We start from the raw sequence: 15,572 nt of genomic DNA, 5'->3' as shown, positions 1-15,572 counted from the left end.
TGACATGACCATGCGCCCCCAATTGTTAACAAGACCTTACCAGGCGGCTCCGTAATTTTAGTGATTTTTCAGCAAGTCTGAAGGCTTGGTTAATTCGGGGAGCGCCAACAAGTTAACGCGCCCTCAATTTTTAAGGGCCTCGAGCCCGGCAAAAAGGTCGAGCGCCTCGGGGTTGGCGAGCGCCTCCTTGTTCTTCACCGGACGGCCGTGCACGACGTCACGAACGGCAAGCTCGACGATCTTGCCCGACTTGGTGCGGGGGATGTCGGCGACCGCGATCACCTTCGCCGGCACGTGGCGCGGCGACGCGCCGATGCGGATGCGGTTCTTGATCGCCTTGGTCAGATCGTCGGTGAGCGCGATACCAGATGCGAGGCGAACGAAGAGAACGACGCGCACGTCGTCTTCCCAATCCTGCCCGATGCAGAGCGCCTCGACGACCTCCTCCATCTGCTCGACCTGATTGTAGATCTCCGCGGTGCCGATGCGCACGCCGCCGGGGTTCAACGTCGCGTCGGAGCGGCCGTGAATGATGATGCCGCCATGTTCGGTCCATTCGGCAAAGTCGCCATGGCACCAGATATTGTCGAAGCGCTCGAAATAGGCGGCGCGATACTTGGCACCCTCCGGGTCGTTCCAGAACATCACCGGCATCGACGGGAACGCCTTGGTGCAGACGAGTTCGCCCTTTTCACCGCGCACGGATTGCCCCTCGTCGTTCCAAACGTCGACGGCCAATCCGAGGCCCGGCCCCTGGATCTCGCCGCGCCAGACCGGCTTCAAGGGATTGCCGAGCACGAAGCAGGAGACGATATCGGTGCCGCCAGAGATCGAAGCGAGCTGGACGTCCGACTTGATGCCTTCGTAGACAAAGGAGAAGCCTTCCGGCGACAAGGGCGAACCGGTGGAGGTGAGCAGCCTCAAGGTGGAGAGATCATGGGTCTTGGCCGGCACGAAGCCGCCCTTGCGGACCGCATCGATGTACTTGGCCGAGGTGCCGAACACGGCGAACTTCTCGGCGGCGGCATAGTCGAAGAGCACGTTGCCGTCGGGATAGAAGGGCGAGCCGTCGAAGAGGCAAAGCGTGGCGCCGACCGCCAGGCCCGAGACCAGCCAGTTCCACATCATCCAGCCGCAGGTGGTGAAGTAGAAGAGGTTTTCGCCGCGGCGCAGGCCGCAATGGAATCGGTGCTCCTTCAGGTGCTGCAGCAAGGTGCCGCCGGCCGAATGAACGATGCACTTCGGAACACCCGTTGTGCCCGACGAAAACAGCACATAGAGCGGATGGCTGAACGGAAGCCGTTCGAACGTCAGCGTCTTCGCCTCGAACGGCGCGGTGAAATCTCCGAGAGTCTTGCCGCCCGCGATCGAGGCCGCAAGCGCTGCGCTGTCGCCGGCATAGGGTATGATCAGCGCCGGCACTGCAAGGCTCGCGGAGACCGCGCGCACCTTCGCGTCGACGTCCTGGCGCTTGCCGTTATACCAGTAGCCGTCGCAGGCGATGAACAGCTTCGGCGCGATCTGGCCGAACCGATCGAGAACGCCCTGCTCGCCGAAATCGGGAGAGCAGGACGACCAGATCGCCCCGATCGAGGCGGTCGCCAGCATCAGCGCGATGGTTTCCGGCATGTTCGGCATCATCGCCGCGACGCGATCGCCTGGGCCAATACCCTGCGCTTTCAGCGCCTGCTGCAGTCGCGACACCAAAGCACGCAGATCATTCCACGACAGGCGGTAGTCGACCTTGTCCTCACCGCGGAAGACAAGCGCATCGCCATCGCCGGTTTCGCGAAGCAGGTTCTCCGCGAAGTTCAGTTTCGCTTCGGGGAAGAAACGGGCATCGAGCATCCGGTCGCCATTGACGAGGGCAGTCGCGCCACGCTCCCCGACGACGTTGCAATGCTCCCAGACTGCGGTCCAGAAGTCACCACGCTCGGCCACCGACCATGCATGGAACGCGTCATAATCCGCAAAGGTTCTGCCGAAGCGTTCGCTGCACCAGGCGATGAATTCAGCCATTGGGCTATGCGCACGGATCTCTGGACTCGGAACCCACAACGGCTGCTCTGCTTGCATGCTTTCCTCCACTCCTACTCCATGCTCTCTATACCATGCTGCATCGCAAAATAAACAGTACCTGCAGTCGTCTCGGCATCGCGCCGGCGACATTTACCTGTCTGTTTCCTGTCCGTCGCATTTGATTTCTGAAGACCGAAGGCCTATCCAACATGCGAGATCCAAGCGATGGCGACCGGGCAGACATGACACGGAATTTCCTGCATAAGATGCGCGACGCACGCCTGCGGTCGCGGCTCAGCCGTCGCCACTTCCTGTGGGCCGCAGCGATCGGAGTGGGGCTTGCTGTCGCCTACAATGCCGCACTGCCTCTGCTGATTTCGACCGCCGACGTGCGCCCGACGGTGGAGCACATGCTCGACGCCTGGTCAGGTGGGAAAAGCCGGATAACAGGCAATCCCGAGATCCGCTTCTGGCCGGAACCGACCCTCACGCTGCGCTCCGCGACGATCGAGACGGCAGATGGCACATCGCGCAAGCTCGTGCATATCGGCAGCATAACCGCGTCCTTCAGCCTGCTTTCAGCCATCGATGGCGACCCGGACCTCGAGGACATCCGCTTGATCGAGCCGGTCGTCACGCTGGAAAGGCGGACGGATGGCACGCTCAACTGGCAACGTCCACACTGGTTGACTGTGCCGGAGCGATCGACCTCCGGCGACGATACGCCCTTCGGTGACGTCACGGTCGAAAACGGACGCCTGCAGGTCATCGATCTCATTACCAATCAGACCCGTGAATTTTCCGGCATCTCCGGAACGGTCAAGTGGCCGTCCTTCTCCGAGCCTCTGGGCGCCCAGTTCTCGGGCAGCATTGGTGGACAGCTGGTAGCCTGGACGCTCGACTGCAACGAACCGCTGGCGCTTCTTGCCGGCCGCGATACGACGCTCAGGACATCGCTGACCTCAACGCCATTGAACCTCTCTTTCGAAGGCGTCGGCAGTCTCTCACAAACACCGATCAGTTCGGGCCGGCTCCAGCTTTCGACCGCATCCCTGCAAACGCTGGCGGCCTGGTTCGAGGGCAAAGCCGAGCGTGCCCTGCCCGACAGCAGTTTCAACCTCAGCGCCAATGTCACGACAGGTGATAGCTCCCTGAAGCTCGACGATCTGCAGCTTGCTCTGGGCGGCGCCAACGCGACCGGTGTTCTCGACGTCTCCACGCCAGCCAACGATACGCCCCGTATTGAGGGCACGCTCGCCTTCGACCGCATCGGCCTCAACGGTTTGCAACCCCTCATCGATCAATTGCCGGTGGAGCCTGACGACATCGCCAAGCAGCTCGGTGACGCTTTCGCGCGGACCTGGCGTGCCGATGTCCGCCTGTCGGCGCAGGAGGCATTGGTCGGCCCGCTGCGGCTCGTGGATGTGGCGGCCGGCATCATCATCGACCATGGGCGCGCTTCCATCGACATCGCCGACAGCACCTATGCCAATGGCCGGCTCAGTGGCCGGATCGCCGTCTCGGAAGCGGGGTTGGCAAAGGGCGGCAAACTCGAACTTGTCCTGAAAAATGCCGACCTCGCCGCAGCGCTCGCGGACTTCGGGTTTACCGGCCCGATCCCGTCCGGCCGCGGCAACGTCAACTTCGACCTGGTGACCGAGCATCCGTTCTGGACTGAGCAGGCGGCCGAGGCTTCGGGCCGCATCAGGCTCTCGCTCGCCAACGGCACCCTCTCCAGTTTCGACGCAAACGCCTTCGCGGACCTGGTCAGGGCGGGAGAGTTCTTCTCGCTGGCTCAGGCGAGCGATGGCAGCTTCGCTTTCCAGACGGCCGACATCGAAGCCAGTTTCGGCCAGGGGTCGGCGCGGCTGAACCAGGCGCTTTTCACCGGCAAAACCGGCAGCCTCTCGGTCAATGGCGTCATTCCCTATCGCACCGGCAGCCTGGCACTCGCCGGCACGTTCATCGACACACTCAATGCCGGACAAAGGCTGCGCTTCTTCGTCGGCGGGTCCTGGCCGAATGCGGTGATCTCGCCCCTGTCGGTCCTCGGCGAACCCAACTGAAAACGGCCGGCGTCGAGACGCCGGCCGCCGGTTGCCGTTCACAAAGGACAAAGCCGGTTCACGCCCAAGCGCGGAGCAGCTCCCGCTCAGGATTGCGCAAAGGCGGCCCGCTCGTCGCGCTCGCGCTGTGCCTCACGCTGCTTGGTGACGATGGAGGCAACGACGACCCCGATTGCGACAATGCCGATGAGAATGGTGCAGATCGCATTGATTTCCGGCGTCACCCCGAGCCGCACCTGGCTGTAGATCTTCATCGGCAGCGTCGTGGCGCCCGGTCCCGTCGTGAAGCTCGAAATCACCAGATCATCCAGCGACAGCGTGAAGGCCAGCACCCAGCCGGAAAACACTGCCGGCGCAATAACCGGCAGCGTGATCGCAAAGAAGGTGCGGACCGGCGTGGCGCCGAGATCGAGCGCTGCCTCTTCGATCGACTGGTCGAAGCTTAAGAGCCGCGACTGCACGACCACGGCGACGAAGCACATGGTGAAGGTGATATGCGCCAGCGTGATCGTCCAGAAGCCGCGGTCAAGGCCGATGGCGACGAAGAGCAGCAGGAGCGACAGACCGGTGATCACCTCGGGCATGACGAGCGGCGCATAGACCATGCCGGAAAACAGCATGCGGCCGCGAAAACGCGTGTAGCGAACGAGCGCCAGCGCCGCCAGCGTCCCGAGCACCGTTGCACAGGTCGCCGAGATCAGCGCGACGCGGATCGTCACCCAGGCGGCATCGAGCAGCGCCTGATTGTGCCAGAGCTGCGTGTACCATTTGGTCGAAAAGCCCGCCCAGACCGTGACGAGCTTCGACTCGTTGAACGAGAAGATCACCAGAAGCACGATCGGCAGGTAGAGGAAGCCGAAGCCGAGCACGATCGAGGCGATGTTGAAGCGAGACCAGGTGCCCATCTCCTACTTCCCCTCGCTGTCGGCTTTGGCCTGCGCGTTCTGGAAATAGACGATCGGCAGCACCAGGATCAGAAGCAGAATCGTCGCCACTGCCGAGGATACCGGCCAGTCGCGGTTGGCGTTGAACTCGTTCCAGAGGGTCTTGCCGATCATCAGCGTTTCCGAGCCGCCGAGCAGGTCGGGGATAACGAATTCGCCGACGGCCGGGATGAAGACGAGCAGGCAGCCGGCGACGACGCCCGCGAGCGAGAGCGGGAAGGTCACGCGCCAGAAGGCCGTAAACGGCGTGCAGCCGAGGTCGAGTGCCGCTTCGGTCAGCGTGTGGTCCATCTTCTCGAGCGACGAATAGATCGGCAGCACCATGAAGGGCAGATAGGAATAGACGATGCCGATATAGATCGCCCAGTTGGTGTTGAGGATGATCAACGGCTGGTCGATGACGTTGATGCTCATCAGGAACTGATTGAGCAGACCCTCGGGCTTCAGGATCGCGATCCAGGCGTAGACGCGGATCAGGAAGCTCGTCCAGAACGGCAGGATCACCAGCATCAAGAGCGTCGGCCGAATGGTCTTCGGTGCCTTCGCCATGCCGTAGGCGACCGGATAGGCGATTAGCAGCGTCAGGACAGTCGAAACCGCCGCGATGATGACGCTCGATACATAGGCGTTGAAGTAGAGGACGTCTTCCGTCAGCCAGACATAGTTGTCGAACGAGAACTCCCGCGCCTTTTCAAGGATTCCGGACAGGCCGCCAAAGAGATCGAAGACCGGCGTATAGGGCGGCATCGCCACTGCCGTCTGCGACAGCGAGATGCGGAAGACGATGAAGAAGGGGATGAGGAAGAAAAACAGCAGCCAGGCATAGGGGATGATGATGACGAGGCGGCTGAAGAGAGCGGATGCGACGCGTGTCATGGTCTCAATCCTTCAGAACGACGCCGGCGTCTTCGCCGAAGGAAATCCAGACCTCCTGGTCGTAGCCGAGCGGATCCTCAACCGCGCGCACCGCATTCAGCGACGACGCCTTGATCACGCGTCCGTCCTTCAGGCGCACGTGGAAGACGGTCATGTCGCCGAGATAACCGATATCCCAGATCTCCCCCTGGACGGCGTTGACGGGCGCGTGTGCCGGCGGCTGGCGGCTGACACGAATCTTTTCCGGGCGGACGGCGACGGCGGACTTGCCGCCTGTAGCCGGTCTTTCGGGCGACGCCATGCGGATCGGGAAGCCGTTGGTGCCTTCAAGGCGCACGTAGCCGCCGTCAGCCCCGCCGACCGCTCCTTCGAAAATGTTGACGTCGCCGATGAAGTCCGCGACGAAACGGGAATTCGGCGCCTCATAGATCTCGGCCGGGGTCGCGACCTGGATGACCTTGCCGTGGCTCATCACCGCAATGCGGTCGGCCATGGTCATCGCCTCCTCCTGGTCGTGCGTCACGACGACGAAGGTGAGGCCGAGTTCCTGCTGCAGGTCCATCAGTTCGAACTGGGTTTCCTCGCGCAGCTTCTTGTCGAGCGCGCCGAGCGGCTCGTCGAGGAGCAGCACCTTCGGCCGCTTGGCAAGCGAGCGGGCGAGCGCGACGCGCTGACGCTGGCCGCCGGAAAGCTGGTGCGGCTTGCGCTGGGAAAACTTTTCGAGCTTCACCAGCTTCAGCATCTGCGCGACGCGCGCAGCGATATCCGCTTTCGGCATGCCGTCCTGCTTGAGGCCGAAGGCGATGTTGTTCTCGACCGTCATGTGCGGAAAGAGCGCGTAGGACTGGAACATCATGTTGACCGGCCGCCGGTAGGGCGGGATGCCGGCGAGGCTCTGCCCGTCGAGAATGATCTCACCCGACGTCGGCTGCTCGAAGCCGGCAAGCATGCGCAGGAGCGTCGACTTCCCGCAGCCCGACGCGCCGAGGAGCGCAAAGAACTCGCGTGTGTAGATATCAAGCGAAAGGTCGTCGACGGCGGTGAAATCGCCGAACCGCTTTGTCACGTTCTTGACGGAAATGAATGGCTTGGAAGCGGGATCCGCCCAGGGGGCAAAGGACCGCCGAATACTGCCGAGAGACTTCATCATCTATCCCCGAATGATACAGCCGATTGGGCGCTCTTGTTTTCCCCGGCGCCCATTAAGAAAATTGCCCGGATTTTGAGGTCCGGGCAATTCGTTTTCCGCTCTTACTGGCCGGTTACGACCTTTGTCCAGAGTCGGGTCAATACCCTCTGTTCCTTCGCCTCGAAGGGCGTCACCGTGAACAGTTTCTGCATCACCTCTTCCGACGGATAGATGGCGGTATCTTCCAGAACGGCCTTGTCGAGGAACTGCTGCGAGGCCTTGTTGCCGTTGGCGTAGAAGACGTAGTTCGATGCCTTGGCGACGACTTCCGGCTTCATCATGTAGTTGAGGAAGGCATGGGCTTCCTCGACGTGCTGCGCATCGGCAGGGATCGCGAACATGTCGAACCACATCTGCGCACCCTGCGACGGGATCGCATAGTCGACGGTCACGCCGGCCTTCGCTTCGGCCGCGCGGTCACGGGCCTGGAAGACGTCGCCGGAGAAACCGACCGCAAGGCAGATGTCGCCGTTGGCGAGCGCGTTGATGTATTCCGAGGAATGGAACTTGCGCACGTTGGGACGGATGCTTGCCAGGAGTTCGGCCGCCTTTTCCAGATCGGCAGCATCGTGGCTATCCGGATTGAGGCCGAGATAGGCAAGCGCCGACGGCATGACGTCGGTCGGGGAATCGAGGATGTGGATGCCGCAATCCTTGAACTTCGCCGCCAGTTCCGGCTTGAAGATCACGTCCCAGTTGGGCTTCTCGTCCGTGCCCAGGATCGCCTTCATCTTGTCGACATTGTAGCCGATGCCGGTGGTGCCCCACATGTAGTCGACGGCGTATTCGTTGCCCGGATCGTACTTCGCCGTACGCTCCATGATCACGTCCCACATATTGGAAAGGTTCGGCAGCTTCGACTTGTCGAGCTTCTGGAACACGCCGGCGGCGATCTGCCGCTGCAGGAAGGTTGCCGTCGGCACGACCACGTCGTAACCCGAACCGCCCGCGAGCAGCTTCGTCTCCAGGATCTCGTTGGAATCGAAGACGTCATAGACGACCTTGATACCGGTCTCCTTGGTGAAGTCTTCCAGAATGCTGCTGTCGATGTAATCCGACCAGTTGTAGACGTTGACCACGCGCTCCTGCGCCGAGGCCAGCATGGTCGAACCGGCCAGTACGGCTGCCGCCAGGGTTGTGACGATGAGCTTGGACATACAACTCCCCTTTTGATTTTTCGTATCGGGCCCGGCATGCCGGGACACCGTCCAATCCGCTTCGCTCAGGCCGGAGGTTAGGCATGTTTCTCGATAACCTCAAGCGCTTTCGTGCCAACAAAAAGGCGCCGCCGTATCGGTCGGTGTTTTTCACAAGCCAAGGAAAAACGGGCACTTATGGCAAGCCGCCGGGCGGCTGCTTAAACCGGGCGTCACCGCTCGCCGCAGTTAACCATGTCGATGCTCGACATGTACGGACCGACGTTTACAATTGATTAACCATGATCACCGTGCGATTTTCTCGCCGGTTGTGTATCAAGGCTTGGGTATTGCGATGGGCGAGAAGATCGTTGGCGAGAAGGCCACAGGCGGGCGGAACCGCAGGATCGACCCCAAGGAATTGAAACGCCTTTCGGTGCTCGAGCCGCACAAGGCGCTGGGCGCAATCGCTTTCGATTGGGCGATGATCGCAGCGGCGATCGCCGTCAGCGAATATGCCGGCAGTCCGCTGGTCTATCTGCTCGCCGTTGTGCTGATCGCCGGACGCATGCATGCGCTCGGCTGCATGATCCACGAGGCGGCGCATTACCGCATCATCCGCAACAGAAAACTCAGCGACTGGATGAGCGATCTCGTGCTCGCCTGGCCGGTGCTTGCCACCGTCGACGGCTATCGCCAGAACCATCTCGCGCACCACCAGCATGCCAATACCGACGAGGATCCGGACTGGACGGCGAAGCTCGGCATGCCGCAATTCACCTTCCCGCAGAAGCTTGCTCGCGGCATAACACAGGTGCTTGGCTACCTCGTTGCGGTCAATTCGCTGCGCGACATGCTGCACATGGCCAAACGCATGGGAAACAACGACCGCTCGACGCTTCAATACAAGCTGCTGCGCATCGGCTTCTATGTGGCCGCCGCGGCGATCTTCACGCTGCTCGGCATCTGGCGGGAAGTGGCGCTCTACTGGGTGGTGCCGTTCCTCACTTTCTTCTGCCTGTTCCTTTATATACGCAGCGTCGCCGAGCACTTTGGCAGCATGGACTATAGCGACGAACTCACGAGTTCACGCACGGTCTATCCGCATGCCTGGGAGAAGCTGTTCTTCGCCCCCCACAACATCAACTATCACCTCGAGCACCACCTCTATCCGGGCGTGCCGTTCTACAACCTGCCGGAGTTGCACGCGATCCTGATGCGCAACAAGGCCTATGCGGACAAGGCGCATATCACCCGCGGCTATACGACGGGCCTTCCGGCGGAATGCTTCGCGCCGGATGCACCGCTGCTGCCGAACCAGCATCCCGTCAGCTATTGAAAATCGAAAACGCTGAGCCCGGTCGCCATCTCATCGAGCCCCAGCGGCCGCGTGACCGGCGGCTCGGCGCGTGCCAGACAGCCCTGCCGTTCACAGAGCCGGCAGGCGGCACCAATCGCGACCGCCGGCGGCATCCCCGCACCGTAGACCACCTCATCAGCGAAGGACGCTTCGCAACCGAGGAGTAAGGCCGTGCGCCGAACCCGCTCCTGAAACGCCGCCTGCGGGCCATCCAGCGTGCGCGCCACTGTCAGAAATGCAGCGCCATCGGGCATTTCGACACGATCGACCAGAACCTGGCCCGGCACCGAGAAGGCGGCGTGGATATTGAGCTTCGGACAGCCGCCGCCGAATTTCGCCTGCGGGAAGCCTGAAGCGCCGGCCCGCCGCAAGCGGTGGCCGGCATTGTCGATCTCCATCAGAAAGAAGGGCACGCCTTGTGCGCCCGGCCGCTGCAGCATGGTCAGCCGATTGGCGGCCTGCTCGAAGGAGACCTGAAAGCGCGCACGCAGAACGTCGACATCATACTTCGCGCGCTGCGCGGCGGCGAGGAAGGCGGCATAGGGCATCATCAGCGCATGCGCGCCATAGCGCGCAAGCTCGAAACGGGCGATGCGTCGCGCCTCCGCCGTCGAGAAACGCAAAGGCTCGAGTTCGGCGATGATCGCCTCATGGCAGGCGATCGATACGGCCTCCATGGCGATCTCGCGGAGCTGGTCATACGGCGATAGCCGCTCGGAGATGAAGAGGCGCATGGAATGCCGGTCGAAACGGCGGCGCAGATTGGGCATGGCATGCACCGGCAGGCTGCGCACCACCAGGCCGTGCTCCTTTTTCAGCCAATTCTTGAGTGCACCCACGAGATCATCGCCCGGCGACAGTGCCTCATGAAAGGCTTCCGCCGCTGCCTCGATTGCAGCAAAATGATTGGGCCGCGCCTCGAAGGTTTCGCGCACCTCGTCCATCGGCAGCCGCGTGCCCGAAAGCGCCTCCATATGCCCCTGCCCCGCCAGCAGGTCGGCGAGGTCCTTCAGGCGCGCCGCCTGCTCGCGATAGGCGCGATAGAGCTTGACGACACCGCCGGCGGCATTGGGGGCGGCTTCCGCCACCTCGATCAGCTCCTGCTCTCCGGGCAGTTCGGCTGACAACAGCGGATCGGCAAAAACCTCGCGCAATTGCGTGAGGCTGCCACCGGTTTCTCCCTGCAGCTCGTCGAGATCGACCTTGTAGACCGACGCGAGTTTCAAAAGCAGCTGAACCGTCAACGGCCGCTGATTGCGCTCGATCAGATTAAGGTAGGACGGCGAGATACCGAGGGCCTCGGCCATGGCCGTCTGCGTCAGCGAGAGACCGTTGCGAATACGCCTGACCCGCGGACCGGCGAAGATCTTGTTCTCGGCCATTTGTAACTACCTTTACAATCTGCAACGAGCGCGACACTTTACACTTTTTACAAATTTACTTCGCGCTTCTGTCAAAGGCAAGACAAGATAACCCTTTTGACCGCGCCATTTCATTGTTTCCAATAGCCGAATATCGCAGCGCAATGTAAAACCTGTCACATGAACTCGAAACACAAAGCGCCGTGCGACGAAAGTCGAATGGATGTCTGATTTTGACAGGAGGATGCAATGACTGATTTTTACAAGCTTGTTCCGAGCGCACCGCAAGGCCGCTTCGATGGCGTCGAACGCCCCTATACCGCCGAGACCGTAAAGCGGCTGCGCGGGTCGGTCGAAATCCGCTATTCGCTGGCCGAAATGGGCGCGAACCGCTTGTGGAAACTCATTCACGAGGATGACTTCGTCAACGCGCTCGGCGCTCTCTCCGGCAACCAGGCCATGCAGATGGTCCGCGCCGGCCTGAAGGCGATCTATCTCTCCGGCTGGCAGGTTGCTGCCGACGCCAACACCGCTTCGGCAATGTATCCGGACCAGTCGCTCTATCCGGCCAATGCGGCGCCCGAGCTCGCAAAGCGCATCAACCGCACGCTGCAGCGTGCGGACCAGATCGAGACCTCGGAAGGCAAGGGCCTTTCGGTCGACACCTGGTTCGCGCCGATCGTTGCCGATGCCGAAGCCGGCTTCGGCGGCCCGCTCAATGCCTTCGAGATCATGAAGGCGTTCATCGAAGCCGGGGCTGCCGGCGTTCACTACGAGGACCAGCTCGCGTCTGAAAAGAAGTGCGGCCACCTCGGCGGCAAGGTTCTAATCCCGACGGCCGCCCATATCCGCAACCTGAACGCGGCACGCCTTGCCGCCGACGTCATGGGCACGCCGACGCTGGTCATCGCCCGCACGGATGCGGAAGCAGCAAAGCTGCTGACCTCCGACATCGACGAGCGCGACCGCCCCTTCGTCGACTATGACGCCGGACGCACGGTCGAAGGCTTCTACCAGGTGAGGAACGGGCTGGAGCCCTGCATCGCCCGAGCCATCGCCTATGCACCGCATTGCGACCTCATCTGGTGCGAGACCTCGAAGCCAGATCTGGAGCAGGCCCGCAAGTTCGCCGAAGGCGTGCACAAGGCGCATCCGGGCAAGCTGCTCGCCTACAACTGCTCGCCGTCGTTCAACTGGAAAAAGAACCTCGACGACGCGACGATCGCCAAGTTCCAGCGCGAGCTGGGCGCGATGGGCTACAAGTTCCAGTTCATCACGCTCGCTGGCTTCCATCAGCTGAACTTCGGCATGTTCGAACTGGCACGCGGCTACAAGGCGAGACAGATGGCCGCCTATTCGGAACTGCAGGAAGCGGAATTCGCAGCCGAGGTCAACGGCTACACCGCGACCAAGCACCAGCGTGAAGTGGGCACAGGCTATTTCGACGCCGTTTCGATGGCGATTACCGGTGGCCAGTCCTCAACGACCGCGATGAAGGAATCGACCGAGCACGACCAGTTCCGCCCGGCCGCAGAGTGAAAGCCCGGCGGGAGCGCGGCAATCCCTGCCCGCTGCGCTCCTGCCGATCCTCATAAATCAGAGCGGGACACGGACGGAAACCGCAGACACGCCTCCGCATCCCACTCTAGCCTCGAACCTCAAGGAGAAGTCCAATGACAGTCCAGACACGCGTCAAGGAACGGGCCGAGGAACAGTCTTCGGCGATGACCCCGGACCAGCAGGCAGCGATCCGCATGGTCGCCAACGACCTGCACCGCCTCAACCAGTCCGTTATGAAGGCCGTGGATGCCGGCGTTTCGGTCGAGCTCGTTCGCTCGGCCCGCCACCACGGCGGTGAAGGCAACTGGGGCGACCTCCTGATCCCGGTCATCGTGACCCAGGGCAGGCCATGACACTCGCGGCGATGACGCTTGCGATGGCTTTGCTTTCATCCGTCTCGCTTCGTCCGCTCGCCGCATCTTTCGTCCGAAGCGCAATTTATCGTTGAACAACATTGAAACTGTAGCGCGAGATCTCGGCGCACAAGATCAGAAAGGCCGGCAGCGATGCCGGCCTTTCCGTGCTCGCGGTGATCGTTCACGACGCAACGATCACCGGCAACCCACTATTTCAGGTTGATCGAACCTCCCGCTCCTGCCTATATTAGCCAAACCTACCTTAGGCAGAGGTGCGCATGCATCGATCGACGAGAGCTGCCGATACGGCCGAACTGACGGAGTTGATCTACGGCGCCGCATTTGGTGACTGCAGCTGGCAGGACTTTCTTGATCGACTGACCACGACGATGCCCGGCGGGCGCTCGGCGCTCCATTACCACGATCTCACATCGCCGGCGTCATGCGTGCCCTATGTCTCCGGCTTTACGCCGGAAGCCATCGACCAGTTCAACAGCCACTTCGCGGCGATCAATCCCTGGATACCGAAGTCGGTCCTCGTGCCCGTCGGCCGCGGTCTCGCCGGCGAGCATATCGTCTCGCGCGCGGATTTGCTGAAATCGGAATTCTACAACGACTGGCTGAAGGGCCAGACCGGCTGCGAGACCACGGTGGGCGTCACCATCGTGCGCAGCGCGACGCGCACATTGCTCGTATCGACCTGTACATCGTCCACGGACGAGGAACTCAACCGGCAGGCGGCCGATCAATATACCCTTCTTGCCCCTCATCTGAAACGCGCCTTCGATTTCCTGCGCCGACGGGACCTGATGATGGCCGAGCAGCATGAGGGCCAGACGCTTCTCGATACGATCGGCGTCGGCGTCATTTATGTCGGCGACAATCTTCGCATCCGCTCGATGAACGTCAACGCCGAACGCATGGCGGCGAAGGGTTCTCCGTTTCGCGTCACGATCGGCGGACGCTTGTTCATGGACGAACCGGAAGCCAACGCGGCACTGGAGCTTCTGGCCTCACCGGTCGGCACTCCCGCACAGCCGCAGGTTCGCATCGTCAGGACCGCGGAGAATGGCGCCTTTCGGATCACGCTCGTCCGGCGAAGCGCCAGTATCTTCACCGAACTCCTCGATGGCCCCACCGTCGCGGTGCTGGTCGAGCCGGCGTCCTCGCTGGTTTTTGACCAACGCCTCACCCACCTGAAAGACAGCTACGGCCTCACGCCGGCCGAAATCCGCATCGCGTCAGGCGTCGTTGCCGGCCTGACGCTGAAGGAAATGTCGCATGCCAACGGCGTCAGCTACGAGACGACCCGTACGCAGCTTAAAAGCATCTATTCCAAGACCCGGGTCAATTCTCAGGCCGCCCTGGTCAAGCTCCTGATGCGCTGACCGAAGGCGCCAGAACCCACGACCCGTCGTTCTGGATGCGGGCCGGTCGCGCGCATGCTCAGCCGCGACGCGGCCGTTTTCCGGCAAAGACGTCAGCATGGCTACGCAACAGCTTCGTCATGCGATCGACCACCGTGCGGATTTCCTTTCGGTGCCGATCCTCGTTGTTCATCACGATCCATTGCCGATGCCTGAGCGCCGGGATTTCGTCACCCGCCCGCTCCAGCATCGGATCGAGATCGCCGACGAAACAGGGAAGCACGGCGCACCCGGCGCCGGCACGGGCGAGATCCAGGAGCGAACGCGGCCGTGTGATCGTCGCGACGATCCTGCCCTCTGCCTGCTGGTGAGGCCAGCGAAGATAGGCCGAGATCGCCTCCTCTTCGCCCACGGCCACCCACCGACTGTTGGCAGCTGACGCTGCGTTCTTCTGGCGATAGGCGGCGTAGGCGACGTCACCGATCAGGCTCGCCGCCAGATAGCTTTCCTCGGGCTCGAAAGCACGGATGCCGATATCGGTCTCACGATAGGCGAGGCTTGCGCGTGTCTCGCCAACCGTTATCGCCAGGCTGAAACCATCCCTCTCGCTGCAAAGTGCCGGGAAATTCTCGGCAAGAAGCCAGGCATTCCAGGTGCCGACGGTGATGCGGACTGTCGCGCCTTCACCCTCGCGCCGCCAGCTTTCGACCAGGCGCGCCGCCGTCTCCATCTCCTGAAGCTGCTCGAAAAGAAGCTCACCGTCGCCAGTGAGCTGATAGCCGGTCTGGCTGCGCAGGAATAGGGCGCGGCCCGTCCGCTCCTCGAGCTCCAGCATCCGCCGCCCGACCGTGGCCGGGCTCGAACCGAGCGCCTGTGCCGCGCCGGTCAGGCCCCCGGTGCGCGCCACGCTCATGAAACAGCGGTAGATATCCCAATCCAGGTTTTTCATTACTGAAAAATATAGCGCGATATCCGGTGTATGTAAAACTGCTTTGGATGCATAAAAGACGTGATGCCCACCAAGTGAGGAGCATCACCATGGAAATGATGGCAATGGTCTATATCGCCGACATGGCCTTGAAGAACCGGCGTTGGGACGAAGACTTCGATCCGAAGCCGCCGGGATATCTTCGGCGCCTCTTTAACGCCCTGTCCGTCAGGATTGCCCAGCGGCGCATGAGGCGCCTTGACGCTGAAGAAAAGAGCACCGCGGAGCCCTGCGGCCACGCGGTGCAATGTTAGCCCCTGCCCTTGTTATGTCGCACGGCGATACCGGTTTGCCGTGCCTTCGCCTGAAGGCGGAACGTCCGCCGTCAGCGAATTCGATTGCCGGCCGCC

Annotated in this window: 14 protein-coding genes; 7 read left to right on the top strand and 7 right to left on the bottom strand. The window is 62.0% G+C overall.

Annotated elements, in window-relative coordinates; genetic code table 11:
- Nucleotides 1-123: 123 nt before the first annotated feature.
- Nucleotides 124-2,076, bottom strand: coding sequence for an acetoacetate--CoA ligase (locus IB265_RS03245; protein ID WP_057250989.1), 1,953 nt, complete (start codon nucleotides 2,074-2,076; stop codon nucleotides 124-126).
- A gap of 185 nt (nucleotides 2,077-2,261) precedes the next feature.
- Between IB265_RS03245 and IB265_RS03240 the strand changes: the two genes are divergently transcribed.
- Nucleotides 2,262-4,085 (top strand): AsmA-like C-terminal region-containing protein, encoded by a 1,824-nt coding sequence (locus tag IB265_RS03240; RefSeq protein ID WP_192494624.1) that lies wholly within the window; start codon nucleotides 2,262-2,264, stop codon nucleotides 4,083-4,085.
- An 86-nt stretch (nucleotides 4,086-4,171) separates the two neighbouring features.
- Here the strand turns inward: IB265_RS03240 and IB265_RS03235 are convergent, their stop codons facing one another.
- From IB265_RS03235 to IB265_RS03220, 4 genes are all read right to left on the bottom strand, one after another.
- Nucleotides 4,172-4,990, bottom strand: coding sequence for an ABC transporter permease subunit (locus IB265_RS03235; protein WP_057250991.1), 819 nt, complete (start codon nucleotides 4,988-4,990; stop codon nucleotides 4,172-4,174).
- Between the two features lie 3 nt (nucleotides 4,991-4,993).
- Nucleotides 4,994-5,905 carry an ABC transporter permease subunit gene (locus tag IB265_RS03230; RefSeq protein WP_057250993.1) on the bottom strand — a complete coding sequence of 304 codons (912 nt, stop codon included), beginning with the start codon at nucleotides 5,903-5,905 and terminating at the stop codon, nucleotides 4,994-4,996.
- 4 nt (nucleotides 5,906-5,909) lie between these two features.
- On the bottom strand, nucleotides 5,910-7,052 hold the full coding sequence (locus tag IB265_RS03225; RefSeq protein ID WP_057250995.1) for an ABC transporter ATP-binding protein: 1,143 nt from the start codon (nucleotides 7,050-7,052) through the stop codon (nucleotides 5,910-5,912).
- Between the two features lie 104 nt (nucleotides 7,053-7,156).
- Nucleotides 7,157-8,251, bottom strand: coding sequence for a polyamine ABC transporter substrate-binding protein (locus IB265_RS03220; RefSeq protein WP_057250997.1), 1,095 nt, complete (start codon nucleotides 8,249-8,251; stop codon nucleotides 7,157-7,159).
- An 83-nt stretch (nucleotides 8,252-8,334) separates the two neighbouring features.
- Between IB265_RS03220 and IB265_RS03215 the strand changes: the two genes are divergently transcribed.
- Both IB265_RS03215 and IB265_RS03210 read left to right on the top strand, forming a co-directional pair.
- Nucleotides 8,335-8,526, top strand: a complete 192-nt coding sequence (locus IB265_RS03215) for a hypothetical protein (RefSeq protein WP_146237024.1) — start codon at nucleotides 8,335-8,337, stop codon at nucleotides 8,524-8,526.
- A 59-nt stretch (nucleotides 8,527-8,585) separates the two neighbouring features.
- Complete coding sequence (locus IB265_RS03210; protein ID WP_057250998.1) at nucleotides 8,586-9,569, top strand: fatty acid desaturase family protein; 984 nt, start codon at nucleotides 8,586-8,588, stop codon at nucleotides 9,567-9,569.
- On the opposite strand, the gene IB265_RS03205 is transcribed toward IB265_RS03210, so the two are convergent.
- Nucleotides 9,563-10,972, bottom strand: coding sequence for a short-chain fatty acyl-CoA regulator family protein (locus tag IB265_RS03205; protein WP_057251000.1), 1,410 nt, complete (start codon nucleotides 10,970-10,972; stop codon nucleotides 9,563-9,565). The genes IB265_RS03210 and IB265_RS03205 overlap by 7 nt on opposite strands.
- Before the next feature lie 228 nt (nucleotides 10,973-11,200).
- Here IB265_RS03205 and aceA point away from each other — a divergent pair, with 228 nt between their 5' ends.
- The 3 genes from aceA to IB265_RS03190 all read left to right on the top strand — a co-directional run bounded on the left by aceA (nucleotide 11,201) and on the right by IB265_RS03190 (nucleotide 14,255).
- Entirely contained in the window at nucleotides 11,201-12,490 is a 1,290-nt protein-coding gene (gene aceA, locus IB265_RS03200) for an isocitrate lyase (protein ID WP_057251002.1), read from the top strand.
- A 134-nt stretch (nucleotides 12,491-12,624) separates the two neighbouring features.
- On the top strand, nucleotides 12,625-12,864 hold the full coding sequence (locus tag IB265_RS03195; protein ID WP_034800815.1) for a hypothetical protein: 240 nt from the start codon (nucleotides 12,625-12,627) through the stop codon (nucleotides 12,862-12,864).
- Between the two features lie 281 nt (nucleotides 12,865-13,145).
- Nucleotides 13,146-14,255, top strand: a complete 1,110-nt coding sequence (locus tag IB265_RS03190; protein ID WP_057251004.1) for a LuxR C-terminal-related transcriptional regulator — start codon at nucleotides 13,146-13,148, stop codon at nucleotides 14,253-14,255.
- A gap of 58 nt (nucleotides 14,256-14,313) precedes the next feature.
- Here IB265_RS03190 and IB265_RS03185 read toward each other — a convergent pair whose 3' ends face one another.
- Entirely contained in the window at nucleotides 14,314-15,183 is an 870-nt protein-coding gene (locus tag IB265_RS03185; RefSeq protein ID WP_057251006.1) for a LysR family transcriptional regulator, read from the bottom strand.
- 89 nt (nucleotides 15,184-15,272) lie between these two features.
- On the opposite strand from IB265_RS03185, the gene IB265_RS03180 reads away from it, so the two are divergent.
- A complete protein-coding gene (locus tag IB265_RS03180; RefSeq protein ID WP_057251007.1) occupies nucleotides 15,273-15,476 on the top strand; it encodes a hypothetical protein in 204 nt (67 codons plus the stop codon).
- Nucleotides 15,477-15,572 lie beyond the last annotated feature (96 nt).

It is taken from the genome of Ensifer sp. ENS10, assembly GCF_014852025.1.
GTDB lineage: Bacteria > Pseudomonadota > Alphaproteobacteria > Rhizobiales > Rhizobiaceae > Ensifer.
The sequence above is the reverse complement of the archived record's forward strand: the minus strand, read 5'-3'. Positions and strand labels throughout refer to the sequence as shown.